The 25,548-nt window shown below is 71.6% G+C and carries 25 protein-coding genes and 1 pseudogene; 7 read left to right on the top strand and 19 right to left on the bottom strand.

From position 1 onward, the window contains the following. Window positions 1–3 precede the first annotated feature (3 nt). From IF37_RS46405 to IF37_RS39615, 9 genes and pseudogenes are all read right to left on the bottom strand, one after another. Entirely contained in the window at window positions 4–3,576 is a 3,573-nt protein-coding gene (locus tag IF37_RS46405) for a CHAT domain-containing protein (RefSeq protein WP_052845318.1), read from the bottom strand. Between the two features lie 269 nt (window positions 3,577–3,845). Then, complete coding sequence (locus tag IF37_RS0123395) at window positions 3,846–4,319, bottom strand: hypothetical protein (protein ID WP_037856925.1); 474 nt, start codon at window positions 4,317–4,319, stop codon at window positions 3,846–3,848. Window positions 4,320–4,390: 71 nt separating this feature from the next. Beyond that, a pseudogene (locus tag IF37_RS42395) lies at window positions 4,391–4,531 on the bottom strand (GNAT family N-acetyltransferase); the annotation flags it as partial. Between the two features lie 163 nt (window positions 4,532–4,694). Next, entirely contained in the window at window positions 4,695–5,135 is a 441-nt protein-coding gene (locus tag IF37_RS0123385; protein WP_030745734.1) for an NUDIX domain-containing protein, read from the bottom strand. Beyond that, window positions 5,132–5,791 (bottom strand): thymidylate kinase, encoded by a 660-nt coding sequence (locus IF37_RS0123380; RefSeq protein ID WP_037856924.1) that lies wholly within the window; start codon window positions 5,789–5,791, stop codon window positions 5,132–5,134. The genes IF37_RS0123385 and IF37_RS0123380 overlap by 4 nt, the downstream gene beginning before the upstream one ends. Then, entirely contained in the window at window positions 5,788–7,329 is a 1,542-nt protein-coding gene (locus IF37_RS0123375) for a radical SAM protein (protein WP_030745730.1), read from the bottom strand. Before IF37_RS0123375 ends, IF37_RS0123380 begins: the two co-directional genes overlap by 4 nt. A 12-nt stretch (window positions 7,330–7,341) precedes the next feature. Continuing rightward, window positions 7,342–8,019 (bottom strand): hypothetical protein, encoded by a 678-nt coding sequence (locus IF37_RS0123370; RefSeq protein WP_253915825.1) that lies wholly within the window; start codon window positions 8,017–8,019, stop codon window positions 7,342–7,344. Window positions 8,020–8,229: 210 nt separating this feature from the next. Then, the gene (locus IF37_RS44540) at window positions 8,230–8,385 is read right to left on the bottom strand and encodes a hypothetical protein (RefSeq protein WP_158727374.1); all 156 of its coding nucleotides are present in this window, start codon (window positions 8,383–8,385) and stop codon (window positions 8,230–8,232) included. After that, on the bottom strand, window positions 8,382–9,425 hold the full coding sequence (locus tag IF37_RS39615) for a thymidylate synthase (RefSeq protein WP_052845317.1): 1,044 nt from the start codon (window positions 9,423–9,425) through the stop codon (window positions 8,382–8,384). Before IF37_RS39615 ends, IF37_RS44540 begins: the two co-directional genes overlap by 4 nt. 277 nt (window positions 9,426–9,702) lie before the next feature. Between IF37_RS39615 and IF37_RS0123355 the strand changes: the two genes are divergently transcribed. Beyond that, window positions 9,703–10,059, top strand: coding sequence for a hypothetical protein (locus IF37_RS0123355; protein WP_253915824.1), 357 nt, complete (start codon window positions 9,703–9,705; stop codon window positions 10,057–10,059). Here the strand turns inward: IF37_RS0123355 and IF37_RS45915 are convergent. The 8 genes from IF37_RS45915 to IF37_RS0123315 all read right to left on the bottom strand — a co-directional run bounded on the left by IF37_RS45915 (window position 10,056) and on the right by IF37_RS0123315 (window position 15,148). Beyond that, the gene (locus IF37_RS45915; RefSeq protein WP_030745719.1) at window positions 10,056–10,634 is read right to left on the bottom strand and encodes a hypothetical protein; all 579 of its coding nucleotides are present in this window, start codon (window positions 10,632–10,634) and stop codon (window positions 10,056–10,058) included. The genes IF37_RS0123355 and IF37_RS45915 overlap by 4 nt on opposite strands. A 97-nt stretch (window positions 10,635–10,731) precedes the next feature. Beyond that, window positions 10,732–11,250 carry a helix-turn-helix transcriptional regulator gene (locus IF37_RS0123345; RefSeq protein WP_030745716.1) on the bottom strand — a complete coding sequence of 173 codons (519 nt, stop codon included), beginning with the start codon at window positions 11,248–11,250 and terminating at the stop codon, window positions 10,732–10,734. Next, window positions 11,247–12,110, bottom strand: coding sequence for a hypothetical protein (locus IF37_RS0123340; protein ID WP_030745713.1), 864 nt, complete (start codon window positions 12,108–12,110; stop codon window positions 11,247–11,249). Before IF37_RS0123340 ends, IF37_RS0123345 begins: the two co-directional genes overlap by 4 nt. A gap of 140 nt (window positions 12,111–12,250) precedes the next feature. Next, the gene (locus IF37_RS0123335; protein ID WP_030745711.1) at window positions 12,251–12,718 is read right to left on the bottom strand and encodes a DUF6082 family protein; all 468 of its coding nucleotides are present in this window, start codon (window positions 12,716–12,718) and stop codon (window positions 12,251–12,253) included. A gap of 210 nt (window positions 12,719–12,928) precedes the next feature. Then, window positions 12,929–13,609, bottom strand: coding sequence for a hypothetical protein (locus tag IF37_RS43755; RefSeq protein ID WP_030745708.1), 681 nt, complete (start codon window positions 13,607–13,609; stop codon window positions 12,929–12,931). 38 nt (window positions 13,610–13,647) lie between these two features. Then, on the bottom strand, window positions 13,648–14,139 hold the full coding sequence (locus tag IF37_RS0123325) for a hypothetical protein (protein WP_052845315.1): 492 nt from the start codon (window positions 14,137–14,139) through the stop codon (window positions 13,648–13,650). After that, the gene (locus IF37_RS0123320; RefSeq protein WP_030745702.1) at window positions 14,136–14,552 is read right to left on the bottom strand and encodes a hypothetical protein; all 417 of its coding nucleotides are present in this window, start codon (window positions 14,550–14,552) and stop codon (window positions 14,136–14,138) included. Before IF37_RS0123320 ends, IF37_RS0123325 begins: the two co-directional genes overlap by 4 nt. Then, entirely contained in the window at window positions 14,549–15,148 is a 600-nt protein-coding gene (locus IF37_RS0123315; RefSeq protein WP_158727373.1) for a hypothetical protein, read from the bottom strand. Before IF37_RS0123315 ends, IF37_RS0123320 begins: the two co-directional genes overlap by 4 nt. Before the next feature lie 432 nt (window positions 15,149–15,580). On the opposite strand from IF37_RS0123315, the gene IF37_RS0123310 reads away from it, so the two are divergent. Both IF37_RS0123310 and IF37_RS0123305 read left to right on the top strand, forming a co-directional pair. Continuing rightward, a complete protein-coding gene (locus tag IF37_RS0123310) occupies window positions 15,581–16,723 on the top strand; it encodes a hypothetical protein (protein ID WP_253915823.1) in 1,143 nt (380 codons plus the stop codon). A 10-nt stretch (window positions 16,724–16,733) separates the two neighbouring features. Beyond that, the gene (locus IF37_RS0123305) at window positions 16,734–17,285 is read left to right on the top strand and encodes a GNAT family N-acetyltransferase (protein WP_030745694.1); all 552 of its coding nucleotides are present in this window, start codon (window positions 16,734–16,736) and stop codon (window positions 17,283–17,285) included. A gap of 44 nt (window positions 17,286–17,329) precedes the next feature. Here the strand turns inward: IF37_RS0123305 and IF37_RS0123300 are convergent, their stop codons facing one another. Together IF37_RS0123300 and IF37_RS0123295 are read right to left on the bottom strand one after the other, a co-directional pair. Beyond that, window positions 17,330–17,911 (bottom strand): hypothetical protein, encoded by a 582-nt coding sequence (locus IF37_RS0123300; RefSeq protein ID WP_158727372.1) that lies wholly within the window; start codon window positions 17,909–17,911, stop codon window positions 17,330–17,332. 147 nt (window positions 17,912–18,058) lie between these two features. Beyond that, the gene (locus IF37_RS0123295) at window positions 18,059–19,135 is read right to left on the bottom strand and encodes a Gfo/Idh/MocA family protein (RefSeq protein WP_030745687.1); all 1,077 of its coding nucleotides are present in this window, start codon (window positions 19,133–19,135) and stop codon (window positions 18,059–18,061) included. Between the two features lie 104 nt (window positions 19,136–19,239). On the opposite strand from IF37_RS0123295, the gene IF37_RS0123290 reads away from it, so the two are divergent. From IF37_RS0123290 to IF37_RS0123275, 4 genes are all read left to right on the top strand, one after another. Further along, window positions 19,240–19,836, top strand: coding sequence for a TetR/AcrR family transcriptional regulator (locus IF37_RS0123290; protein ID WP_030745684.1), 597 nt, complete (start codon window positions 19,240–19,242; stop codon window positions 19,834–19,836). A gap of 312 nt (window positions 19,837–20,148) precedes the next feature. After that, on the top strand, window positions 20,149–21,861 hold the full coding sequence (locus IF37_RS0123285) for a trypsin-like peptidase domain-containing protein (protein WP_079165839.1): 1,713 nt from the start codon (window positions 20,149–20,151) through the stop codon (window positions 21,859–21,861). Further along, on the top strand, window positions 21,858–23,996 hold the full coding sequence (locus tag IF37_RS0123280) for a tetratricopeptide repeat protein (RefSeq protein WP_106981835.1): 2,139 nt from the start codon (window positions 21,858–21,860) through the stop codon (window positions 23,994–23,996). Before IF37_RS0123285 ends, IF37_RS0123280 begins: the two co-directional genes overlap by 4 nt. 85 nt (window positions 23,997–24,081) lie before the next feature. After that, window positions 24,082–25,518, top strand: a complete 1,437-nt coding sequence (locus tag IF37_RS0123275) for a VWA domain-containing protein (protein WP_030745676.1) — start codon at window positions 24,082–24,084, stop codon at window positions 25,516–25,518. Window positions 25,519–25,548: the final 30 nt, after the last annotated feature.

The following is a 25,548-nucleotide window of genomic DNA, read 5'->3' as shown; positions in this document are numbered from 1 at the left end:
GGGTCACCCGGGTCGTCCGGTGGGGGCGGGTCGGGCCGTCGTGGGGGCCGTGCGGGCCGGTCCCGGGTGTCCCTGGTGGATGAACGCCGCCCAGACCGGCAGCCGTTCGAGGCCCGGGCGTCGGATCTCGCGCAGCAGTTCGCCGGTCAGCGAGCCCGGGTCCTCCCGGCGCGGGTCGAGCATCCACAGCTGCGCCGCCCTGAGCGCGTCCGCCGGTGCCTGTCCCTCTACGGTCAGGTAGTGGTGGAACACCGCCATCATCAACGCCGAGGCGCCGTCCTGGGCCGTCCACCGCGACCCCACCACATTGCGGGCCCCACCCGAGACGAACGCCGTCGTCAGGGTCAGGGCCTCGTCGTGGTCACGGGTGCTGAGGTCGGTCTCGCAGGCGCTCAGGACCACCAACGGCCCCTGCGTGGAGGGGCTTTCGTGCCAGGGCCGGTCGAGGAGCCGGGTCACGGTCAGCATGCCCAGGTCCGGTTCGGCTCCGGGGCCGCCCTCCTCGGCCGGCAGCGTGTCGGCGCCGTCCGGGAAGGCCAGATGCAGCGCCGACGCCGTCGGCCGCACCCCCGCGGAGCCGTGCGAGGCCACGTGCAGCAGCGAGGGGGTCTCGGAGAGGAGCGCGAGGACCTCGTCCGGGGTGCCGGCCGCCACCGGCTCGACGGGTGGATCGTAGAACTCGCCGTACAGGCGTGCCTGCGGGTAGAACGCCTCGCGGAGCGCAGTGGCCTCCCGTTCGGCGTGGGTCAGCTCCTGCCGGGGATCGGCGATCAGGACCGCGGCGCCGGCCGGGTCCGGGCGAGTGCGCTTCACCGTGCGCAGGAACTCGCCGCCCGACGCCGCGTAACTGATGACGGCGATCTGGCAGACGTAGTCGTGGGGCGCCGCCGCGGGCAGGCGCGCGGCGTGCCAGGGCACGACGCCCAGACGGCCGCACGGCACGAGGACGATCCTGGGCGGGCCCGAACGGCCCGCGCGGCGGCCCCCGTCGGCGGTCAGGTGCCGGGTGACGGCCGTGAGGATGTCGTCGAGTGCCGCCGGGTACGCCCAGTCGCAGAGCGCCGACAGGGCCTCCTCCCAGGCTCGTTCGGCGTCCGGTTCGCCGAGCCGCGAGGACCGTGCGGCGGCGGCGTCGAGGTAACGCTCCAGGGGACCGCTCCCGGTGCCGGACAGCAGCGGAAGGCCGCCTATGCCGACGCCGAAGTCCGCCCCGACGACGATGCCCACGCCGGGTGCGTCGCCTTCGCCGGGCAGCAGATAGACCAGCGCGTCCGCTCCGCCCTCGGCTACACCGTCCGCCAGTTCGTTCAGCGTGGGCGTGCGGAACAGGCCATGCCGCCGGTAGCCGAGCGCCTCCAGGACCCGGCGCCGCAGCGTGCTGGGCAGTTCGCCGGGGGGCCCGTCCGGCTCCCCGGTGCCGTCCGCGCCGGCCTTCCGCCACGCTTCGGCGAGTTCCCGCTGCCCGCGCGCGTCGAGGAGTTCGGGCACGGTACGCGAGGTGGACGCGGCGTGCAGCACGAGGGCGCGGCCCAGCTCCAGGGCCGCCACGGCCTCCTCCGCCTGGTTGTGCGACGCGGCCCAGGTGGCCGCTGTGACACTGCGCGCGGCGCCCGAGCGAGCCGTCAACACGCCGTCTTCCGAACCCAATTGCAGGAACACGTCGGCGGCGAGGGTGTTCAGGGCCTCCTTGGCCGTGGCCGTGGTGGAGGCTTGGTCCGCCGGGTCCCGCATGTGCTGCCAGCGGGCCCGGTACGCCTCCGCCGTCATCCACTGGGCCCTGGCGGCGAACTGGGTCCCCCGGCCCTGCCGTACGTCGTCGCAGACCCGCCTCAGTTCGGTGATGAGGGTGTCGAGGTCCGGCAGGTCACGGGTGAGGGTGTACCGGACCATCAAGGACTGCGCCATGTCCCACCGCTGATGCGTCGGAGCGTCGGGCGGCACGGCGGTGGCGGGCCGGAGCGTGGCGGGATCGCCGGTCACCCGGGCTCGTACGGCAGCGAAGGCGGCCGCGTGCCGGGAGAGCGACTCCCTGACGATCGCGGGTGCGTGTTCCGCCGCCGCCACGCTCTGTTCGTAGTAGGCGGCGGCGCGCAACCGCAGGTCCGGGTCGTTCGTGAGGTTGCCGAGGCAGAGGCAGCCCTGGGCCAGCGCCAGCAGGAGCTGGAAGCGCCATCCGTTGTCCGGCGGGGTGTCCGCCTCGAGCGCCTCCAGCTCGCCGAGGAGGGCTCGCACCGTCGCCGCGTCCTCCGCCTTGTAGGCCGCGTCGATCCGGCTCATCAGGGGCTGGACGCGGACCGCGACCGCGAATTCGGCGGTCACCGCGGTCGTGGACTCCGCTGCGAACGCCTGCATCCGATCGGCCAGCGCCGTCACGTACTCGTGGCCGAGGGACTGGTCCCGGAGGTTGCCGCCGACAGCCGCCCCCGACTGAAGCAGTACGCCCATGAAGTTCTCGACGAAGACACTCGCCTCCTGGCCGGGCGGCAGCTGTTCGTGTACGGCGCGCAGCCGTCGCAGTGCCCGGTTGACGGCCTCCGGGTCATTGCCCCGCACGGCCTCGAGCGCGTCGAACAACGAGGGCATCATGGCGTCCACGGCGGCGACGTCGGGGTCGTCAGCGTCCGTGGCAGCGGCGTCGGGGCCGTCGGCATCCGCGGCAACGGCATCGGGGGCGTTGGCATCCGCGGCGACGGCATCGGGGCCGTCGGCGTCCGCGGCAACGGCGTCGGGGCCGTCGGGCTCCGCGACCGACGTGCGGGGCGGCCGGCCCTCCCGCGAGCCGGAAGGGCGCGGAGGGGCAGCCGGATCCGGACGCCCGGGGTCGTCCACGCGCACGGTGGGCCCGGGGCCGGCGGCGGTCGCCGTCCCGTCTGCCATCAGCCGCAACTGCTCCACCCCGGGGAAGCCGTCGGGCAACGAGTCGACGAACCGGCGCAGGGCACCGGGCCCGTCGGGCCCCGAGAGAGCGGCGAACATGGTGCTCACCTGCCGGAGCCGGCCGTGCAGTTCCGGCGCCAGCGGCAGCTCCAGGGCCTCGGCCACGAGTACCGGCATCTCGGCCGCGATGGCCGCCATCTCCCCGGGCTCCTCGTACGCGCGCCAGTCGAGAGCGGCGGAGAAGTCGGCCTGGGCGGCCCCGGCCCCGGCCAGTGGTGCGGGCATCGTCAGGCTCAGCAGGAACAGCGCGGCCCACCGTCTGTCGTCCGCGTCCGTCGCCGCCCCGGTCGCCGTGGAAGGGTCCCGGGCCTCCCGCAGCAACCGCCGGGCGCGGTCCCGGTCCGGTGCCGGGCCGCCCCGGGCGAGGTACCGCATCGTGAGGACGGAGCCGAGCTGGACCGTCAACGTGGCCCGCAGTTCCGCGTCGTGCGCCAGCAGCCGCACCAGCTCTTCGAGTTCGGCGACCGAGCTGTCGTACACATGCGGGCCGGCCGTGACGGCGGGGCCGGACGCGCACAGCCGCAGCGCCCGCTTCGTGGCGGCCGTCGCCCAGGCGCGCAGCGCCCGGACACCCCCGCTCTCCTCGTTCTCCTCGTTCTCCTCGTTCTCCGCGTTCTCGGCGTTCTCCGCGTCGGTCACCTCTCCCCCTCGGCCCGCCGCGCGGCACCGGCCGAGCGCCGTGCCCCGGTCCCGTCGCACCCTGCCCCGGTCTCCGTCCGGCTGCTTCCCCTCGCCCTGTTCACCCTGTCATCGAAGCAGCACGGTCCGCGCGGGTGAACCCCTGTGCCGAAGGGCGCCCGGTTCACGACCGGCATCCGCCCGACGCCCACGACACCGGCGGCGCCGGTCAGAGCTGGGAGGTGGCGACCTTCACCCCCCGGCGTCGGGCACGGGGTCCCGCCCGGCAGTCAGTCCCACGCGTTGAAGAGCACTCCGCCCAGTGTGGTGATGCCGTAGGAGCGGATCAGGCGCCAGTCACGCGGGGTGAGGACCGCGGTGTCGACCGCGCGGAGCGGCAGCGTGAGCCGCGCGCGGTCGAGCACGACGAATCCCAGGTCGGTGAAGGTACGGGCCCACGGTGGCGGGTCGAGGAACTGCTCGGTGTACCAGTCCCGGCGTTCCGTGGCGAACGCGATCCACGGGTGGTGGACGTGGCACAGCACGACGCGCTCGTCGGCGCCCTCGATGACCGCGGTGTGGAAGGTACGGGGGTACGACTGTTCCTCCGTCTCGCCCACACGGCCCCCGGCCGCCCGGGCGGCCGCGTACAGCGCCGCCCGGAACGTCCGCCAGTCGGTTTCCGGGGGCGGCCCGTCCCCCGGCCGGAAGAAGCCCGTGGCGCCTGGCGGCAGTGTGAACGTCACGTGCTTGTCTACGGCCATGCGGCTCATTGTGCCGGGGAGGAACCCGGCCGACGGCGCGGTGGGACCACGACGGGGCCGCGGCGTCATGTGGCCGGATTGACCACCAGTGTGACGTACGGCTCGTCGCGTGCGGCGAGAAGGGCGTCGTCGATGCGCCGGGCAGTGCCGGTTCTCCTCCAGGCCGGCCGGACGCCGATCTGGTTCAGGGCCACAGCCGGGCGCTCGGTGTACGGCAGGCGGTTCGGTCTCCGGCACGAGGCCAGGGGACCGGGACCTCTTGCAGGTGCGACCTGTTGTTCGCGGTCCGGTGCTTGACCGGACGAGGAGTGACCGCCCAGAACCACCGAGGCGTCGCGCGTTGGAACGCCTCGGTGGGCGGATGCCGCCATGCGGCTACTGCCAGCCGTGCAGCGTCAGGGCACTGGAGCGGTTGAGGCAGCCGTACAAGCCTGAAGCGGGGTACTCGATGATGTCCGCAGGCAGGTCATGGTCAGCGAACCACTGGAGAGCCAGACACTTCTCGGGCTCCTTGTTGATCGGTGCCCCCTCCCACTCGGTGGCCTCGAAGAAGAAGCCGATCCGGTCGGAACCGTCCTCCTGCCGGTGGTGCACCACATGCCGGAGCACCAGGTGCTCCGGGGCGGCCTGGACCCCGGTCTCCTCGAACAGCTCGCGGACTGCCCCGGCGGTGAGAGATTCGTCCCGGTCGAGCTTGCCGGATGGCAGGTGCCATCGGCGGTAGCCGTAGGGGCCGCCCCTCTGCGAGAGCAGGATCTTGTCGCCGTCGCGGAGAAGGACGTGGGTGTCGATGGTGGGCTGTGCCGGTTTCTTCATGGTTCCTGAGTGGTCGGGGTGGTGGCTGAAGCATCTGACGGTAGTGGGACGGTGGGTAGTGCGTCGGCGATTCGGCGTGCGACCTCCGATTGAGGGAGGGCCGTGCTGTCGATCACGAGCACCTTGGACTTGAGGCCGACGAGGATGTCCGCGGCGTTCCGGTACAGCTCGACTTCCCGTGCGGGCGCTTGGGGATCGGCCCGGAAGCGGTGCGTGACGCCGGCCCGGGCGACACGGTCAGCGATGGTGCCGGGGGAGGCGGTTAGGATCACCGCAAGGTCGGGCTTCGGGGCGTGCTCGTTGAGCAGGAGCAGGAAGTCCATCGGCACATGGTCGAGTCGCTGGAGGACCAGGGTCGACGCGACGTACCGGTCTGACACCAGCAGCTCACCGCGGCTGAGCGCGGGGGCGATGGTGGTCTCGACGTGCCGGTAACGGGTGGCTGCGACGAGGCAGGCCAGGGCCAGACCGTGAAGCTGTCCGCCATGAGCGCGCGTGAAGTCTCCGAGGAAGTCCCCGCGGGGCGGCTCAGCCGTCCACCGGGCAGGGATGTTCCGCGCGGCGAGCAGCGCCTGCAACTCCCGAATGGTGGTGGACTTCCCCACGCCGCTCGGCCCGTCGATCGAGACGAAGAACCCCTTGCGGCCCCTGGTCATGCGGCTTTGCCCAGTTCGCCCTGGTTCCGCTCGTGCTGCTCGCGGGTGAGCATGGCGAGCGTGGAGCGGACCTCGTACAGGGGCACGTCACCGAATTGGATGCCGACGGAGAAGTTGAACTCGTCCCGTTGACGCATGGACTCGTCGGCGCCGTCCCGGGTGAGGTCGACGTCGCCGTAGGCGAGGAGGTCGTCCGGGGCGTAACCGCGCTCGTCGGTGAGGGCCTGCCATACGGGCGTGCCCGGGTAGGGGCGGAACTCGAAGACGCTGGCGCGGACGTCACCCGGGTGCTGGTCGGAGATGGCCCACAGGTTCCGGATGTGCTGCACGGTGGCGTCGAGGTCGGGGCGGGTCTCGCCGGGGAAGCCCAGGATGAAGTACCCCTTCACACCGACGCCGTGGGCGACCAGCCGACGGGCGACGCGCTCGGTCATCTCCGCGGTGATCCGCTTGTCCATCGCGGACAGGATGCGGTCGCTGCCGGACTCGATGCCGAGGGCAACTTCACGCAGCCCGTTGGTGACAAGACGGTGCAGGTCGGCGTCGATGAGCCGGTCCAGGACGTTGATCCGGCCGGTGGCGTCCCACACGTACCGGTCGCCGATCCTGTTGCGGGTGAACGCGTCCATCTGCTCGTCGATGACCCGGCCCACGCCAAGGAACAGGTCGTCCACGAACCGGAAGGCGGTCACGCCGTACTCGTCGTGCAGCTGGTCAAGCTCGCCGATGATGTTCTCGGGGCGTCGCACGCGGATCGTGATGTCGGGGTTGGCGGAGACGGCGGCACCGCAGAACGTGCAGTTGTAGGGGCATCCGCGGCTGCCGACGATGTTGGCCTCCCAGTGCCCTTGAGGGCTGATCCCTCCGAGCCAGAGCCTTTGGCCGGCCAGGCGGCGGTCTGTCGCCGTCGGCGCGGCCTGGTAGGGGTCCTGGGGCAGGAAGGCGCGGTTCACGTACGGCAGGCTGTTGATGTCGGGGCTCAGTATTGCCGCGCCGGTCTTCGGGTCCGTCGGGATGCCGGCGGCCCGGGTGCCGAGCAACTGGTCACGCCACAGGACACCCGGCAGCGTGCGCCGGCTCTGCTCGTCCTCCAGGAGAGCAGCGACGCGCAGTTCCCCTTCACCGAGGACCAGGGCGCGCAGGTGGCGCATGCGGGGGTCGGCGAGGACCCGGTCCGGCATGGCCTTGGCGTGGTGTCCGCCGACCATCAGCGCGATGCCCGCCTCCAATTGGTCAGCGATCCTCGCGGACATCTCGTAGGTGGGCGCGAGGAGGTTCATGGCGGCCCAGCGCGGCTTGGCCTCGTTGATGATCCGGGCCGTCGCCCCGATGCTCAGACCGTGCGCTTCGGCGTCGAGCACACCGACGTTGAAGCCGCGCTGCTGTGCATAGGTGGCGATGTACGCCATACCGAGCACGGGGAGGGTGTAGTCGTTGGTCCGAGGGCGCAACTCGTAGTCACGCAACGGCGCGTTGATGAACAGGGCGTCCAGCGCGTGACGACTGTCGGCGCCCGCGATCAGGGGTAACTGCTGCATGGGTCCTCCAACTCATCTGGCGTGCGCTCCCCAGGTGAGGGTCGCGATGGTGAGGGTGTGCAGAGCGGTGCGGTCGTCCCCGGCCCATCCGGTCCACAGCGGACCGAACGCCTTGTCTCTCTTGCCGGGCCAGGGGTAGTCGGGGGCGATCTTCGCGGCCCAGGTGCGCACGGCCAGGTCGTCGTGCGGGTAGACGCTGAAGTCGCCGGTGTAGTCCGCGGCAGCCGCCGCGGCGGTCCAGGGGCCGATACGCGGGATCCGGGTGAGCCCGGTGGCCAGGGCGCCGGCGTCCAGGCACTCCCAGTCGCGGCGGGCCCGCTGGTACTCCTCCGCGGCAGCCAGCAGGGCGGTGCGGTGGAACTTCGCCCCGACGGCGGCGAACTCTTCGTCGGACAGACCGAGGATCACGTCCGGCGCGGGCGCTACGGCGAGCGGACCTTGTGAGCCCTCGACGGTGGTGCCGTAGGCGCTGCACCAGGCGTGGTACAGCTTGCGGGCCTGGTCGGCGCGAACGACCTGCCGCAGGATCGCTGTGGTGATCGCGTCCCACAGCCACGGGTTGGCGAGCCGCTGGGTGACACCGAGCGCGGCGAGACCTCCGTGAAGGACTTCAGGGAGGGGCGGCAGGTGCGCGGGGTCGGTGGCGACGAACTCCGGCTTGACGTCCTCGGTGCCATCCACGCAGTCCATGCGCAGGCCGTACCGGTCATGGGACAAGACCCAGATACCGGAAGAAGTACGGACTGCACGCGCGCGTGTGCCGTCTTCATACTCCTGCCAGGCAGGATGGTCGACGGTCAGAACGGAACTCATCGGTTGCTCCTCGGTGTGCCGACAGTGCTCGCCGTAGCCTCTCGCGTCACAGCCGTTCGACGCTCCACGGCCACGAAATTAGCGGCATCAGCCGGTGCATGTGGCGGCGATCGGACAGGCGCGCTCGCCCTGCCGTACCGGCGTCGAACCGGCACGGCAGGAACTCAGTTCAGCCAGGATGTGGTGGACCAGGCCGAGCTGCACGGCGTCGGGGTCCATGCCCCGCAGCCCGTCGCCGCTCATCGGCTCGTCCTGGGCGTTCGCCGGGCCGCCGCGGCTTCCGCGCTGTTCCCGGTGTGGGTCGGCCACTTGCAGCGCAGGAGCCAGCACATACCCGGGTCGAGCAGGTCGAGGACGCCGGGGTCGACAGCGGCTTGATCGCCGTGCCGGATCTGCCGGTACGCCTCGAAGAGCGCCACGATCTGCTGCCAGTACGGGGGCAGGTTCAGGCGCGCGATGTGTTCCGCGCTGTACCGGATCTCGTTCAGGCGCAGTGCCTCTTCGTGCTCCAGGACCAGCTTGATGGTGCCTGCGGTGGTGTCCTGGGGCATGACCGGGAAGAGGAAGGTGGTCTGCCATTCGGTCGCCGCCTCGTTGAGGACGCGGCGGACGCGGTCCGCGTCACGGTCGCTGACGTGCGCGGCACCGATCACATGGGTGTAGGTGCCGAGGCGCAGACCCAGTTGGACGGCCGCGTACTCCTGGATCACGGTGAAGTTGAAGACGTCGGCCGGCAGGTCACGGTCCAGGTCGGTGGCGCGCATGGTGCACACCATGTGCAGGCGACCCGCTCGGGGCAGCAGGTGCAGGCTGGCCAGGCAGGCGACATCCGGAGGGGCTTGGCCGGTGGCTCCCTGCGCTGAGATGACCGGCAGGTAGCCGCGCTGGCTGTCTCGCTCGCCACGCAGCAGCTTCAGGACGTCATCGAACGGCGCCCTGCTGTCTCCGTCCGGCAGGAGGGGGAGGCCGTAGGCGGAGCCGTTGAGGGCGACACCGCCGGTGCTGCGGAGCCCCCTGGACGGCGCGTAGTAGTTGATCATTTCCAGGTCGCGGCGGCCCGCGAGGTGCCAGAGCGCTTCGGCGACCTGGGCCACGGGATTGACCTCGCGCGTACGCAGGAAGGGCAGGCGCTGCCTCGGGTTGGTCAGCCGGAAGCTGACCCCGGTCACCTCCCGGGCGGGGTTACCGCGGGCGTTGATGTGGCGCTCGAAGTCCTCCGTGGCGAGGCGGAGCAGGTCGAGGTAGGCGCCTTCGACACCGCGATATACAGCAGCTTTGGGCAAGGTTCACACTCCAGGGTGACGGGATGGACGAAGCACCCGCGGCTGTGCTTTCGCCGACGCGGATAGCGGCCGGGGCTCAGTGGCCTGCCGGCCGTCGGACAGGGAACTGTGGGCAGGCCGCGCTCGGGCGGGCGCGTGCCCAGGGTTCTGTGTTCCGGCATGCGGCCCAAGAGCCGGCCCACTCGGCTACCGTGCTAACCACCCAGCGGCTGAAGGCGGTGTGAGGATGACGGAGCAGGGTGAACCGTTCGCACGGGATGGTCGACCAGTGTGTGGCGTGTGCCCTTCTCTGCGCCTTGCTGGCGGCCGGTTCGACGTGGCCGAGCGGCCCTCCCGGGACTGCCCCTTCGACCCGGAGACCGGCCACCGATACACCGCGGCCGGCGTACCGGTGTGCGTGCACCCCGAACGGGTAGGGCTGCCCGCCGCCCCGTACGCCACCGACGGCCTGCCGCTGCCGTGGGAAACCCCGCCGCCGGTAGAGGCCGGCGAGGTTCCCGCATGGGTGCGTGCGGCGTTGGAAGCAGCACCACCGGAGTTCTGCGACGACGTGATCCGGCAGGCAACGGACATCCTGCTCGCCTCGGACCCCACCACCGACATCACCGGTGTACTGCGCGCCGCGCTCGCCTAGGCCGCGGCGACGGCGAAGTCGATGCTGTGCTCCCGGCCGGACCGGCCCATGCCGATGCTCTCGTACAGGGCGGCGAGCACGCTGCGGCGCCGGACGACCTCCTCGTGGTCGAGCCAGTACCGGGCCGGCGGCTCACCCCACGCCGCGCGGTAGCAGTCGTGGGTGTACCCGCCGACGCGGTAGTCGGTGTGCTCCTGGTCGGTCTGGTGGATAATGCCGACGCCCGTGCGCGCCGCGACCCGCGCGAACAGCTGCGCCTGCGCGAGCATCGCGTGCGTCATCTCGTCGACCGGGACCGCAATCGCGATCTCCGACGCCTTGTCGTCGCCGGTGGCCTCGAACACCGCGGCCTTCAACGCGAGGGCGCGCAGGCCCTCCTCGAACAGCGGCGCGGCGTCCCTCTCCAGAGACCACTGGTCGACGACCGGGAACCCGGTGAAGCACTGCCAGTCCTCGGAGTACTCCAGCGACGCCGCCCGGAACGTGCCGAACTCGGTGTCGCTCTTGATCCTGTCCAGGATCCGAACCGCGGCGCCGGCGACGGCGTCCACGGTGGGCATCTCAACCTGGGACATGCGGCTTCCTCTCCTCGATGGGGGTGGTGCCTTGTTGCCTGCCCGACGGCCGAGCCGGTGACATCCCGGCCGCCGGGCAGGGGACTGTGGGACGCGCCTACGCGGTCTCGCGGAGGGCGCGTGCTCGTTGTGTCGGTTCGTCGATGGTGGAGCGCGAGTTGGTCTGGCTCGCGTCGGAGACATCTCGGCTGAGGATGCCGCACTGCCAGCCCAGCGCCACCGCATGGAGCCGGTTGGTTGCCTTCAGGGCCCTAGCGATCCGTGTGACGTGATATTTAGCCCCGCTGGGGGACATACCGCAGAGCTTGGCGATCTCAGGGGTGTGGTACCCCGCGGCTATCAGGTGCAGGATCTCGTCCTGGAGTTTGGTGAGGGTGACATGGTCCCGCGGCGCCACGGTGATCAGCTTCTTGCTGATCGCGCGGTTCAGAAGCGCGGCGAAGTTGAGGCCCCGCACGCCCAGTTGTCGGCAAGCTTCGTCTGCCTCGCGGTAGAACGTCCGCCGGGAGACACCCAGCTTCCAGGCTGTGGCCTCTCGACCGTGTCCCTCGGCCAGGTACTCGAGGGCGCGCTTCATGATGCCGGAAAGAGGTTCAGCGCTCGAGGGGGTGTTCACGCCTTCTCCGCACGGGGCTGCTGGGAGGACGTTTCCTGTTCGTCGCGGGGGTCGAAGCGTCGTTTCCACGCCTCGGGTGTGATGGTGTCGGAGGTCCGCGGTACCAGCTCGGATCTGGTCCAGACCAGATTGAACGTGTCGAGACCGAAGCCGGTGATGATCTCGGCCACGTTGTCGGTGGCCCGCCGCTGGCGTTCCACGACCCTTGTGCGCAGCGGGCTGTTGAACAGCTTGAGGTAGCGTGCGGAGGCGGTCGGGCTGGGTACATCAGTCGACACCGGCTCCCCGAAGAGTCTGGCGGTGATCTGCCGGTCCGCCCAGTAGGCGTGGCCTTCGACCAGGTAGCCGTAGTCCCGGTCCGCAGTGCCCCGCACGTCCGGGAAGTACGTGTCCTGCGCCTCCCATATCGCGCCCCCGCTGGCCGCGTACTGGGCCAGGTGCGTCATCTCGTGCCCGAGCAACTTGTGCAGGACCGGGCCGTCGTCGAGCCGGCCCGCGTGCTGAAGCGCCTCGGGCAGGATGATCACCTCGGGATGTCCTGCCTCGAACGCCACGGATTCGCCGAGCATCGCCGGCCAGAAGAGTCGCCGCCTGATGGACCTGGCACGGCGGATCACCTGGGCTTCGGTCCGTGACGTCACGCCGAGGCGCAGGGCCTCCTCCACCAGGTGCTGCTTCGAGCTGCGTCGGTGCGCACGCCTCCAGTCGCGGACCTTCATGGTGCGGATGACCACGGGCTCCGGCAGCGGAAGACCTGTCACGGCCGTGACCAGCGGAGCGGTCTCGGCGACGATCCGTTCCAGGCGCTGCCCGAGCGCCGCGTGAACGGAACCGGCTTCCTGGTGGACGATGTACTGCATTTGTGGACGATTTTCCTATCGCTGGTATCGGTGGGTGCCTACGGCACTCGCGCAGGCGTGCTGAGGGGCAGGCAGTGAACGGGCCGGCGCCCGCTCTCCCGCTCGGTGGGGCGGTTGCCGGCCCGCCGAGCGGGCAGCCGTCACTCGGAGCCGACGAGGGCTGACGTCGTCGGGGCGGAGTCCTTGTGGATGCGCACGAGGTACGCGCCCTCCATCGCCTGGTTGAACGTCTCGTCGACGAAGTCGTTGGCGACGTCCTCACGGTGGCCGCCGTGCTCGGCCCAGTAGTCGCGGACGGGGTCGAGCCACATCAGCGCGAGCGCCTGCCTCCGCAGCGCCGGCTGGTCGAGCAGACCGGCCCTGAATTGGACGCTCAGCAGGGAGATCCACGCGTTGGCGTGAGCCATCCGAGACTCCTTGGTGACCTCCGGGTTGTCGCCCTGCTCGTGGTCGGCGTACAGCGCCGGGTTGGCCGCCTCGTCCCGGCAGAGCGCCTGGTGCAGGACGGCGGCCTGAAGCGTCAGCGCCTGCTTCCCGTGCCGGGCTCGCTGGTAGATGCCGATGGCTCCGACGGCCGCGACGACGAGGACGGCGGTGGAGGCTTTCATCCGGTGGCCTTTCGTGGTGAGGGGCCCGGTGCCAGCCCGGAAGGGGGTGGGCTGGCACCGGGAGTTGATGCCCCTGCCGCGCCGGGGCGGCAGGGGGTGTGGGCCCCGACGCGGGGCTCGACCCGGGGGGAATTTCGGATCGGGCTTGCCCCGCGCCGGGAGTGGGACCTGCTCGGTAGCGCGGCCTCGAACACGGCCACCGAGCAGGAGTCAGGCGGCGATCACCGCGGCCGAGCGCAGGATGCTCATCAGGTCCCTGACGGTGATGACCTCGAAGTCCGCCAACTGCCGGACCATCTGTCCTGCCAGGAACGTGGGCAGGCGGGGGTGGCCGTATGGCAGGAGTCGGGTCGTGTCCTCGAAGCGCAGTTCGTGCTCGGGGCTACGGTCGACCTCGCACACCGTGCCGTGGACGCCGTACGACGGCGCGCTTGCGCTGAGGTACACCAGCGGGCGGCCTTTCAGGTGCGGGAAGGCGTGCGCCGCCTCCTGCACGTGCTCAGGGCACACGGGCGGATGCGCGGTGAGCACCAGGTCGTCCTGGGACCACAGCTCGTCGGGACCCTTCAGGAAGATCCATCCCAGCGGCGTGCGGGCCGGGGCCAGGCAGACCGCGCACTTCAGGCCGAACATCGTCTCGCGCTGCCGCAGAGGATGCAGGAGGTGCGGGCGTGGCCGGCCGGTGGGCGTGCCGTGCGGGTCGCGCTGCCTCTGGGAGTAGCGAACCCACAGCACGGCGCGGTTGTCCCGGTCGGCGGGGTGCTCGTCTCGGTAGTAGAGCCGGGGCCGGCCGGGGGCGGCGAGGTCCATGGCGAGCGTGCCCGCAGCAATCTTCTCGCGGTCACGCAAGGTGACGTAGGGGGCCAGGCGCGGCTCGGTGGCGGTGCACACGGCAGTCTCTTCCTCGGTCGGGGGTGGGCTGAGCGGTGTCAGAGGTGGTGCGGGTGGAGGGGCATGACGGCCCGGACGGTCTTGCCGACGCCGACGTGGGGCAGGAACCACTCGACCCGGGCTCCTAGAAGGGCGACTTGCTGGAGACCGCGGCCCTTCTCTCCGCGTGCGGCGGCGGGGAAGTCGGGGAAGAGCGGGTTCATGTCGGACACGTCGATGACGAGTGCGTCGGTGTCCGTCACCGCGACGGACAGCACCAGCCGCCGCTCGCTCCTCGGAGTCCAGGCCGGCATGCCGTGCCGCAGCCCGTTGCTCACGAGGCGGGCGCCGACCTCGACGGCCCACAGGACATCACCGGGCCAGCACAGCGCGGTCGCGGTGGTCCGTATGAAGAGGCGGGCCAGCCGGATGGAACTCTGGATGGTGCTCTGGTCTCCGTGGAGTTCCACGATCCGGCTGACGAGGACAGCACCGTGCGCCGGGGGATCGTCGAGGCGGCAGGGCTCCAGCACCATGGACGACGCGGTCACGCTGCCTCCCGCACGCATCCGGCGGCGACGAGCTGCTCGTGCAGCAGCAGGACCGTCCAGCCCATACGGCGTAGCCAGCCCACCGACCCCGCCCGGTCGGCGTCCAGCGCCTGGGACCGAAGGACGCCGGCCTGGGCGAGGAGCACGGCCGTGGCGACATCCTCGTCCCGCGCCCGGTTGGCGACCGCGATCGTCTCCAGCCTCTCCAGATGCCCCAGCAGGCGCCAGGCGAGCGCTGCCCCGTCGGCCGGTACGACAGCGTCCAGAGCATCGCCCGTGTCGTCCAGAAGGGCGTCTGCGTCGAAAGGCTGCCACCCCCGCATCCGCTCCACGATGCGCGCCAGGTCGGCGGCGGCCAGAGGCGGCGCCCACCGCTCGACTCCGCGGTCCCACCGCGCCATCGCGGCCGTCATCGGACCCCCTCGGCCATCTGCTGCACCAGCTCGCTGCTCTGGGCGGCGCGCAGCACCTTGTGCAGATGCTTCGGGTCCACGTACTGGCGGGCGGCACAGTCCGGCGGCACGAGCCAGAAGTAGCTCGGCGGTGCGAGGCGATCCAGTACCGGGACACCCACCCAGCGGATGCACGTCCGGGTGCCTCCCAGACATTCCACGGTCAGGGTCTTGGCCTCGGGCCACCACTCGTCGGTGCCCGGGGGCACGAGGAAGTAGGCACAAGGCCGGTAGGGGTCGCAGAACACCGGCCCAACCAGGTCCAGTTCGTCTACTCGCTCGGCCAGCCGGTCGCGGTCCGTGCTGCGGTCGAAGGCCGGGTGGAGCACGTCGTAGTCGGCCCGGACGGCGTCCCAGGTGACGCCGGCAGTCAACAGCGCAAAGCCCCAGCTCCTCCACTCCCCGGCTGCCTTCCCCGGGTCGGCAGCCGATCGCAGCAGACAGGTCTGCGCGGCCTGACGACGCTGTCCCGGTGTCCCGGGCAGCCACTGCGCCAGCGCCGCTGACCCGGAGGCGACGCCGCTCTCGGGGCGCGAGGTTGTGGGTGGCGGTTTCACGGGAACTCCTGTGTGTGTGCTCAGTCGTGCACTCTCAGCTAGGTCTGAGACGAGCGTTGCAACCACGCGCAGACGGATCTACCCCCAGACCGACCTCGGGTTTGACGGGCAAGTTGAGGGGTTCCCTCGGATCTTCCCCGGACTAACCTCGGATGCCTCAAGTACCGTTCAACCGGGGCAGAATGGCGGGTAGACGTTCTACTGTCGGAGCATTCAAGTGCAAGGCAGATGGCTTGGGAGGCTGCCGTGTTGTTCTTCCGATACGTCCTCAGAACGCGCGGCATACGAAGTCCGGAGGACTTCCTTCCTGAGTACAGAGATGTTGCCCGGCACCTCGGTCACAAGGATGTAGAGCCGGCCTCAAAGACAGTCGAAGGATGGCTCTACGAGGGTCGCCGACCACAGCGTGCCTTTCGTCCGGTCATCGAAAAGATGCTGGGCTACAGCATCGACGAGCTGTGGACGGAAGTTCCCGAGGGCGCTGAGCCGCACTGCGCGCCGATGGCTGACATGTCATCGGCCGCACCCCATGCCGACCCTGGTGTGGGTCTACGCGAGATGAAAAGGACGGGCGCGATGGCAGTGCAACGCGCAAAAGAGTTCCTCATGGGAGCCGATCGCGAGCGGGTGGGTGAAGACACGCTCGGCTTGCTTGACGACGAGGTGCAGCGCCTCGTCACCGAATACCCGCGCGTATCCCTGTCGGCCATATGGCCCGACCTGCTGGAAACCCAGAATCAGACGTTCCGTCTGCTGGAGGGCGGCCGAGTTCGTCCCTCGCAGCTGCGCGACCTGAACGTCAAGGCCGCGGTGCTGTCGTTCCTGGTGGCCAAGGGCTTCAACGACATGGAGGAGCCGCATCAGGCCTTGGTCATGACCCGGGTCGCCGCAGCGTGCGCCCGAGACGCCGAGCACCCCGGGCTCATCGCTCTCACCGACGGCCTGAAGAGTCTGATCGCCTACTGGGCGGACAAGCCGGCGGACGCTTACCACTACGCCGACAAGGGCGCCGAGACGGCGGTGGATCTGCGCGGGACCGTCGGCCTGTGGCTGCTCGGTCTCAAAGCGCGCGCAGCCGCGGTGCTCGGCGACGAGGAGACCGTGCGTGCAGCCAACCAGGAGGCAGCCGATCGCCGAGAGCGCGTCGTCCATGACGACCTCGACCAGTTGGGTGGGCTGTTCACCTACGCCCCGGAGAAGCAGCTCTACTACGCCGTCGAGGCTGAGGCACTCCTGCGCCACGGGGATGCCCAGCTCGTTGCGCAGGCGGAGCAGGCCGTAAGGGGCTTCAGCGACCCCGACGCGCCGAACTGGGCCTTCGGCGACCTTGCGGGATCTCAGTGCGACCTCTCGCTCATCCGCCTCTTCCACGGAGACGTGGAGGGCGCCGCGGAAGCCATCCGCCCGGTGCTGGACCTTCCCGCCTCACACCGCAACAACGGCATCATCGTGTCTGCGATGAGGGTCCGGCACGCCCTGATGAGCAGCCCGGCGCGAACGGCTGTCGCCGCGAGGGACCTGGGCGCGGAGATCGAGGCGTTCCCGCGCGCTCGGCCGGCTCTGCCCCGCGGGTAGAGTCCGCGGCATGCACCCGATCAACCGTTCAAGCGCGCGCCTGGCTCTGCGGGAACTCGGCCCCGACGACGTGGACGGCGTGTTTGCCATCTACGGAAGCCCCAAGGCAACGGAGCACCTGAGCTTCGAACCACGGAGCCGCGAGGAGGTGCAGCGGATGGTGACGCGGTCCATCTCAGCAGCCGCTGAACTGCCCCGCACAGAGTACGCGCTCGCTGTCACAGAGCGGGATAGAACCGAGTTGATCGGGTTCGGTCGCCTGGCCCTCGACCCTCATCAGCAGCGCGGAGCCACCATAGGCTTCGCGCTGCGCCCCGATGTATGGGGCGTGGGCTACGGCGTAGAAATGGTGCGGCTTCTCCTCAGCGTCGGCTTTGACGATCTGAGACTTCACCGCATCTGGGGTGCACGGTCGCCACTCAACGTTGGCTCTGCCAGGACCATGACGGCTGTCGGCATGGTGGAGGAGGGGCTGATTCGTGAGCACGTCATGAAGGCGGGAAAGTGGCGAGATTCCGTCGTGCACGGAATCCTCGAACGAGAGTGGTGGCCCGTTTCCTGACCACACCAACAGGAGCACCGGGGCTCAGGCAGCCGCGGCGGAAACTATGAATTCTCGGCCTGGTCCGGCCATTCCGCGTGATTCCACTGCGCAACTGTATCGTCTACGGAATCCTTGGTCGTGACCTCCGCCGATTGGGAAGCCATGAGCAAGGGCAGTACGGGGCCGACGTCACCCGACCGGCAGCTTGCCCTTCTGGTCCGGGCAGTGGACGTACACCGCGGCGGCGATCGGGGCCGCTGCTTCTTTTTCGAGAAGGCGGTCGCACCTTTGTCCTCGCCGACCGCTACGCCCTTCTCCATCTTGTCCATCTGGACGTATGCCCCGCTCCAGAATTCCGGGCCGACGCCCTTGTCGGCGTTCATCGCCTTCCGCAGTGTCCGGGCGGGCTCGATGACCTTCTGCATCTGGTCCCAGCAGGTACCGCGGTCCTGGGACTCGCAACCGGTGGTGTCGTAGTCGTCGATGACGTCCTTGCAGTCCTTCGTGGCCTTGGCCACGCTCACGGTTTTCTCGGCCTGGCGGCCGACTTCGCTTCGTTGCTCGACGTGCTGGTGCAGCCGCTCGCAGCGGCCAAGGTCAGGGCCAGTCCCCGCATGTGTCTCCCCATGACGGAGGATCACCACACAGCCCCCTCAAGGGCCCGGAGTCCGGGAGTTCCTCGTGCGGCTGCGGCACTGGCTGGTCGCGTGTTGTCCGTTCGCCGGCGGCGCGGCGCGGTGGCACAGCCGGGTGTCGGCGCCGGACGCGGCCGGCGCCGGCGGCCGGACGCGTCAGCCGACCCGCTCCACCGCGCCGCTCCGCGCGGCGCGTTCGATGGCCGCGAGTACCCGGTGCTGGGCCGCGGCGGTGTGGAAGTCGGGGTGGGGCGGGCGGCCTTCGGCTATCGACCGGGCGATCTCCTGGTAGACGGCCGCGACGTTGGCGACCGGTCCGGCGGCGGGGTCGAAGGGAGCGGTCCGGTAGGCGTCCGGCACCGCCACCCGCTCGCCGTCGACCCGGATGTCCCAGTCGGTCCAGTGCATGTACATGCCCGGCTGGGTGGGAGTCACCGTCAGGGTGCCCTCGGAGCCGACGAACTTGACGAGGAATCCGTCCGGGCTGCCGCTGCCCCCGTGCACGGCGACGGACGCGGTGGCGCCGTTCTCCAGGATGCCGTGGAGCAGCACCTGCGCGGGCGCTCCGTTGGGCACCGTACGGCCGGTTCCGGTGACTTCGACGTGGTCGTAGGGGCTTGGCAGTCGCGCGGAGACCTCGGTCAGGCGGCCCGCCATCCGGTCCAGGGTGGCCAGGAAGTGGCCGGCCATGACGGTCAGGAGCGTGGTGCCGCGGGACGGGTCGGTGGACCACGCCAGTTCCGGCGCGATGCGGGGGCCGCCCAGCGGGTCGCCCGCGGCGACCAGTGCGACCGATTCGAGCCGGCCGACGGCTCCGTCGGCGATCAGCTCCGCGACGTACCGGGCGTCCGGGGACTGGTGTCCCTGCAGGTTCACGGCGTGCACGACGCCGGCGGCGCCGGCCGCCCGGGCGAGGTCGTCCGCTTCGGCGGCGTCCACGCCCAGCGGCCACTCGGAGAGCACGTGTCTGCCCGCCTCCAGCGCGGCCCTGATCACCTTGGCGTGCTCGGCCGCCTTGACCGACACCACGACCAGGTCGACCTCGGGGTGGGCGGCGAGCGTGCGGGCGTCGGTGAAGGCCAACGGTACGCCGTGTGCCGCCGCCGCCTTGTCGGCGCTGGCCTGGTTGGTCGTCGCGACCGCGGTCACCGCGAACCCGTCGAGTCCGGCGAGTGCGGGCAGATGTGACACGCCGGCCCAGCCACTGGCGCCGACGACCCCGACTTTGATCATGTGTCCCCCAGCCAGTTCCATACCGAACGGTAAAAAACTAGAGGGGCGGGAGCGGGAGTTCAAGGGGTAACGTACCGATAGGTAAAAAACCCCAGGAGGCAGCCATGGCAGGTGGTCGCCCGCGCGCCTTCGACCCGCGGATCGCGCTCGACCGGGCGCTCGAGGTGTTCTGGCGGCAGGGTTACGAAGGGACGTCCCTGTCGGACCTGACCGCGGCCATGGACATCAACAGGCCCAGTCTGTACGCGGCTTTCGGCAACAAGGAGCAGCTGTTCCGCGCGGTGCTCGACCGGTACTTCACCAGCCCGGGGGCCTTCGCCGCCGAGGCACTGGCGGCACCCACCGCGCGGGAGGTCGTGGAGCGACTGGTCCTCGGGGCCGTCGAGCTGACCACCGGGCCGCACACGCCCCACGGGTGCCTGAGCGTGAACAGCGTCCATGCCTGCGGTCCGGACTCCGAGCCGATCCGCCAGGAGGTGATCGCACGGCGGATGGCCGGCGAGGCCGCGCTCCGCCGGCGTTTCGAGCGGGCGGCCGACCTGCCGGCGGACGCCGATCCGGCCGTCCTCGCCCAGCTGGTGCACACCGTCCTCGATGGCATCGCCGTACAGGCCGCGAGCGGTCACAGCCGGGACCAGCTGCGCCAGGTGGCCGGCCTGGCACTGCGCACGCTGTTCCGGCCACCGGACGCCCCCGCCTGATCCGACCCGATTCGAACGAAACCCCCGGCTCCGCCCGTCGTCCTCCTTCCCGCCGCATCGTCACCCCGTGAAGAGCCCCCGCGTCATCGCCCCGCTCCTGGCCTCCGTCCCGCTCCCGCCCCCGCGGCCGTCGAGGTCTCGGCGGACGGCCGGGGCCGGCACCGGGCGGACGGCAGCGCGGTCCGGTACGTGCGGGTGAGCGTGCGCGGCGCGGCGGCGCCGGCCGGGCTGGACGTTCGGAGGTGACGGCGGGAGACGACCGCCTGACGTCGACCCGGGTCCGTGCGGCGCCGGTTGCCTTACCTTGGGCGGATGGCGCTGCATCAGCACAGTGACCGACCGTGGCGTGTACGGGTGGACGACGGGGAGGGCACGCCCCAGGGTGCCGGAGTGCTGCTCGACGACCGGCACGTGCTCACCTGCGCGCATGTGGTCCGGTACGCCGGAGGGGCACCCGGGGACGCCGGCTCCCCCGTGCGGATCAGCAGTGTGGCGTGCCGTCCGGAGTGGGTCCGTACCGCACGCGTGGTCCCGGGCACCTGGGTGCACGACCGGGACACGCAGCGCGGCGACGTGGCGCTGCTCGTCCTCGACGAACCGGTCGACTGCGGCACCCGGACCACGTTGTGGAAGGCGCCCGTCTCCGGCGGCACGGTCCGGATGTACGGCTTCCCGCAGGACGCGCCGTTCGGCATGGGGGTGGAGGCGCGGCTGGCGGGCTCCGGTCACCGGCAGGGCGAGTGGATCCTGCTGAACCGGGTGGACCAGGGCGGCCCGTGGATCGAGCCGGGATACTCGGGCGCCGGGGCCGTGGCCGGGGACGGCGAGTTCGAGGGCCGGGTCATCGGCATCGTGGTGGCCGACTACGTCAACGAGAGCGCGAGGGCGGCCTGGATGCTGCCGACCGAGACGATCCTGACGTACCTGCCCCGGATCGAGGAGTTCACCGGCGGTGACCGCAGCGATGAACTGGGCGCTTCCCGGGGCGAGTTGCCCGGGGATGTGCTGGGTGACCCGCTGCGGCTCGCGCTGACCCAGGAGCTGACCCGGCTGCTCGACAGCGACTGGTGCGGCACCGTCGCCGTCGGCACCGGCGGCACGGCGGCCGTGGGCGACTCCTGGCTCGTCCGGCTGGTGCGGACGGCCGACCCGGCGGCCCGGGCCGGCGTCACGGACGCCGAGCTGACCGGCGCCCCCGGGGACACGGTGCTCCGGCTCGGCAGCATCGACGCGGCCTACGACGCGCGCGGCAAGTCGGCCCGCGACCTCAGCGACTACCTCGCGGGCCGGTTCGGGCTGCCCGGCGGTACGGCCGCCGAGGTGCGGCGGCAACTGCTGCACCGGAGGCCGCCCGCCTGCCTGGTGGTGGGCGGCGTCGACCGGGCCCGGGACCCCGCGGACCTCCTGCGGGAGCCGCTGGGGCAACTGGCCGCGCGGGCCCGGTCGCGCGGGATCCGCCTGGTCCTCGGCTTCGAGGGCACGCCACCGGCCGGCCTGGCCTACGACGTCCTCCTCGACCCCGAACCACTCCCGGGCGGCGCCGCCCGGGACGTGGACGCCGACGAGGTGGGGACGCTCCTCGACCAGCTCGCCGCGCGGGAGCGCGCCGCGTTCGCGTTGCAGCGGGAGTGGGGCGCCCGGTTCTTCGGCGCCCCCCGGCTGCCGCTCCTGGCCACCCCCCGGCTGCGGGTCCGGCTGGCCGTGGCCCGGGCGACGGAGCCCGACCCCGAGCTGACCGCGATCCACGACCAGGCCGGTGACGCCCGCGCCGCCCTGGCCCGGTACGAGCACGACCTGCGCCGGATGATCACGACCTACCGGGACCTCGGCGCCTTGCTGGAACTGCACCGCGTCCGGGCGGCGCGGTACTTCGGCGACGAGGACCGGCGGCTCGCCGAGCGGCACGCCCCCGCCGCCCGCGCGCTCCAGACCGAGCCGATCGACCTCCGAGCCGCCGGCAAGCTGGTCAGGCACTACATCGACGAGGTCGGCCGACGGTTCGAGGAGAGGGGACACGACGGATGAGCCGTACGAGGTGCAACCGCCCCGGCTGCGGGCGCGGTGTGATCGACGAACAGGGCTTCTGCGACGTGTGCGACCGCCGGCCGCTGCCGCGCGACGGCGCCGGGCCGGCGGACCGCGCCCCAGAACCGCCGGCGGCGGGCGGGGCGGGCGTCGGTGTGGCGCAGGTGCTCCCGGACCCCTGGTACGGCCTCGGTCTGGTCGACTCCGTGCGGACCGCCGAGGCACCGGACGAACCGCCGGAACCACCGGAGCCGTCGGAACCGGTCGCCGAGGCGCACCGGGTCTGCCCGAACCCCTCCTGCGGGCGGCCGGTCGGCCGCGGCCACCACGGTGAGCCGGGCCGGATCGAGGGTTTCTGCCCGCGCTGCGGCACCCGCTTCGACTTCGCCCGGCCGGGCGGACTGACCATCGCCGGGCGCTACGTCGTCACCCGCGGCCTCGGTTCGGGGTCGTCCGGCACCGCCTACCTCGCCCACGACCGCAACCTCGCGACCCACGTCGTCCTCAAGGCCCTGCGCAGGTCGGTCGCCAGAACCGCCCGGCACGAACGGGACGTCCTGGTCGGGCTCCGGCACGACGGCATCGTCCGCATCCTGGGCTACGAGGAGGAGGGTCCGCACCTCGTCCTGGAGTACGTCCCGGGCGTGCCGCTCGAGGCCCGCGACGGCGACCGCCTGGAGACCCTGCTCGCGCACGGCATCCGCCTGCTCCAGGCGCTCGACTACCTGCACGACCGGGGTCTGCTGCACTGCGACGTCAAGCCGAAGAACATCATCCGCTTCCGGGAGGAGAGCCCGGCGGGCGGGCTGGACCGGGTGCGGCTCATCGACTTCGGGGCGGTGCGCAGCCGGAAGGACACCGGGCCGGTCGCGGAGTACACGAGGGAGTTCGCGCCGCCGGAGACCGATCCCGACCACCAGCGCCCCGGCCCCGGCTTCGACCTCTACGGACTGGGCGAGACCCTGCGCAGGATCTGCGGCTCCCGCTGGACGGACCGCTCCGCACCGGGCGTCGACTCCCTCCATCTGCTGCTGGCCCGTGCCACCCACCCCGAGCAGGGGCGCAGGTTCAGGTCGGCACGGCAGTTCGCGGAGCAGCTCAGCGGTGTCATCCGGCAGGTCGTGGCGGCGCCCCCGACGGGCCGTCAGGTGGCGCGGCCCTCCGCTCTGTTCGGCCCGGCGCCGGACCCGCTGCACGGCGGCCTGGGCACGGCCCGCCCCCTCGCCCACTGGGTGGAGGCGCGGTCCGACGAGGAAGGTCGCTTGAGGATGCCCCCGCCGTTCTCCGCACCGGAGCCCGGTGACGTCGCGGCCGCCCTGCCCGCTCCGCTGTCCGATCCGGACGACTCCCGCGTCGGGGCCGCGGCCGGCCATGCGCTGGCCGAGAGCCGGCTCGCCCTGCGCAGGAAGGACGCCACGGCGGCGGCGCGTCGGCTGGAGGCGGCCGACCTGCCCGGCCGGCACTGGCTGGCCGACTGGTACCGCGGTCTGATCGAGCTGGCGGACGGGCACCCGGAGCGGGCCGCCACCGTGCTCACCCGGGTGCGCAGGGCACTTCCCGGTGAGCTGATCCCGCCTCTCACCCTCGGTCTCTGCGCCGAGCTGTGCGGTGACCTCGTCGTCGCGCGGTCGCACTACGGCACGGTCTTCGACACCACCCCCGCCCTCGGCGCGGCCGGTTTCGGCCTGGCCCGCGTGCTGCTGAGGGACGGCGAGCGCGCGCGGGCGGTGGCGGTCGCCGAGCGGCTGGCCGGGGAGTTCCGCTACGAACGCGAGGCTCGGGTGGCGGCGGTACGCCTGCGTGTCATGGTCCTGCCCACTCCGCACCCGGCGCCGACCGAGGACGACGTGGCCCGGGCCAGGGCGGCCCTGCCCGGCCTCGACCTGAGCGAGGCGGCGGCCGCCGCGCTGCGTGCCGAGATCCAGTACGCGGAGTTCCTGCGCACCCGTGAACGGCTGGAACTGTCCGACGCGATCCGTGCCCTGGGCCCGCACGCGTCCACCGAGCGTGCTTACGTGGCGTTGGTGGACCTGGCGAACCGGCTGCGCCCGCCGCTGAGTTGGCGGTGGACACGAAAACGTGGCGGACCGGGTCATTCCCGTTCCGGAGCGGCATCCGCGGGGCTAGACTCGTAGCACGTTCCGTCGAGGACGTGAGCACGCTGGGTAGCGGATCACGCAGCGACACGATCGGGTGGTGCCGGTGGGGGACAGGTCACCCTTGGGACTCAGCTTCGCCCTGGAACTGGACTCGCCCCCGGACCTGCCCTACGACGAGGCCCGTGCGGACGCCCTGATCACCGTCACGGCGGAGTGGGCCGCCGGTTCGGTTCCGCGGGTGCCGAGTGCCGAGATCCTCGTCATGGACCGCTCGCTGTCCATGAGCGGACGCAAGCTGGACGAGGCGAAACACGCGCTGTGCGCGGCCGTCGACACCCTGCGGGACGGCACCCTCCTGGCGATCGTCGCGGGCAACCACAGGGCCGAGGTGATCTTCCCGGCGACGGGCGGCCTGGCTCCCGTCGACGCCCGGACCCGGGAGGAGGCCAAGCTCCGGGTCATCGGCCAGCTCCCGGAGGGCGGCACGGCGATCGGCCGGTGGCTGGACCGCGCCCGTGCCCTCTTCGCCTCGGTGGACACCCCCGGCACGGTGTGCCACGCGGTCCTCTACACGGACGGCAAGGACGAACACGAAACGCCGGAGCAGCTCGGTGACGTCCTCACGTCGTGCGTCGACCGGTTCACCTGCGACGCGCGGGGCCTGGGCGACGAGTGGCGCTACACGGACCTGCTGCGCATCGCCGAGGCGCTGCACGGCACCGCCGAGGCCGTCGTCACCGTCTCCCACCTCACGGAGGACCTGACCCGCCTGGTGCGCGACGCCCAGCGGATCGTGGTGCCCCGGGTCTATCTGGCCCTGCGTCCCAACAGCCGCTTCCGGCTGGCGTTCGTACGCCAGATCCGCCCGGCCGAGGCGGAGCTGACGGCACGCCAACAGCTCGACGGCTGGACGCACGTCCCCTTGGGCTCATGGCCCCCGGACACCCGCCAGTACCAGGTCTCCCTCCGCTTCGACCCCGGCACTCTGCCCGTCGACGAGGTCCTGCGCGCCGCCCGTGTCACGCTGCACGCCGAGTTCCCCGACGGCACCCGCCGGCCCTGCTCCGAGACCGCGGCCATGACCGTGCGCCGCCGCTCGACGCCCGGCTTCGGCATCGCCCGCTCCGCCGACCTCACCCGCGTCGAGAACGAACGCGAACTCGGGATGGCCATGCGGGCCTGCGCCGACGCCTGGTTCCGCGGAGACCTCTACGGCGCGGACCGCGAACTGCGCCTCGCCGTCGGCCTGGCGGAATCCCTGCGGGACACCACGCGCCTGCGGCTGCTGCGCGCGGTGGCGGACGACGGCCCCGACGGCCGGCTGCGGCTGCGGCGGGACGTCACCCGGGGGCAGATGCTGGGCATCGGCGTCGACTCGACCAAGACCGTGAGCCGGCGGGCCGACCCGCACGACCCGCCGCTCCCCGACCCCGGTCCGCCGCGCGCCTGCCCGCTGTGCGGTACGGCGTCGGCGTCGTCCGAGGCCGCGTTCTGCGAGGCGTGCGGACACCGCCTCGACGACGCGGGCCCGGCCGGCGGACCGGTGGACGCGCTGTGACCGGCGGACGGCCGCGGGCGCCGCACCCGG

The sequence above is a fragment of the Streptomyces sp. NRRL S-31 genome (assembly GCF_000718775.1).
GTDB lineage: Bacteria > Actinomycetota > Actinomycetes > Streptomycetales > Streptomycetaceae > Streptomyces.
The sequence above is the reverse complement of the archived record's forward strand: the minus strand, read 5'-3'. Positions and strand labels throughout refer to the sequence as shown.

Bases quoted from the DNA above. Each gene is read 5' to 3' on its own strand.
- IF37_RS0123280 (WP_106981835.1), top strand. From the start codon at position 21,858: ATGAGCCGTACGAGGTGCAACCGCCCCGGCTGCGGGCGCGGTGTGATC.
- IF37_RS0123305 (WP_030745694.1), top strand. From the start codon at position 16,734: ATGCACCCGATCAACCGTTCAAGCGCGCGCCTGGCTCTGCGGGAACTC.
- IF37_RS0123370 (WP_253915825.1), bottom strand. From the start codon at position 8,019: ATGGACTGCGTGGATGGCACCGAGGACGTCAAGCCGGAGTTCGTCGCC.
- IF37_RS0123340 (WP_030745713.1), bottom strand. From the start codon at position 12,110: ATGCAGTACATCGTCCACCAGGAAGCCGGTTCCGTTCACGCGGCGCTC.
- IF37_RS0123335 (WP_030745711.1), bottom strand. From the start codon at position 12,718: ATGAAAGCCTCCACCGCCGTCCTCGTCGTCGCGGCCGTCGGAGCCATC.
- IF37_RS0123290 (WP_030745684.1), top strand. From the start codon at position 19,240: ATGGCAGGTGGTCGCCCGCGCGCCTTCGACCCGCGGATCGCGCTCGAC.
- IF37_RS0123320 (WP_030745702.1), bottom strand. From the start codon at position 14,552: ATGACGGCCGCGATGGCGCGGTGGGACCGCGGAGTCGAGCGGTGGGCG.
- IF37_RS44540 (WP_158727374.1), bottom strand. From the start codon at position 8,385: ATGAGCGGCGACGGGCTGCGGGGCATGGACCCCGACGCCGTGCAGCTC.
- IF37_RS0123380 (WP_037856924.1), bottom strand. From the start codon at position 5,791: ATGACCAGGGGCCGCAAGGGGTTCTTCGTCTCGATCGACGGGCCGAGC.
- IF37_RS0123285 (WP_079165839.1), top strand. From the start codon at position 20,149: ATGGCGCTGCATCAGCACAGTGACCGACCGTGGCGTGTACGGGTGGAC.
- IF37_RS0123310 (WP_253915823.1), top strand. From the start codon at position 15,581: ATGCTGGGCTACAGCATCGACGAGCTGTGGACGGAAGTTCCCGAGGGC.
- IF37_RS0123385 (WP_030745734.1), bottom strand. From the start codon at position 5,135: ATGAAGAAACCGGCACAGCCCACCATCGACACCCACGTCCTTCTCCGC.
- IF37_RS0123295 (WP_030745687.1), bottom strand. From the start codon at position 19,135: ATGATCAAAGTCGGGGTCGTCGGCGCCAGTGGCTGGGCCGGCGTGTCA.
- IF37_RS45915 (WP_030745719.1), bottom strand. From the start codon at position 10,634: ATGTCCCAGGTTGAGATGCCCACCGTGGACGCCGTCGCCGGCGCCGCG.
- IF37_RS0123395 (WP_037856925.1), bottom strand. From the start codon at position 4,319: ATGGCCGTAGACAAGCACGTGACGTTCACACTGCCGCCAGGCGCCACG.
- IF37_RS0123375 (WP_030745730.1), bottom strand. From the start codon at position 7,329: ATGCAGCAGTTACCCCTGATCGCGGGCGCCGACAGTCGTCACGCGCTG.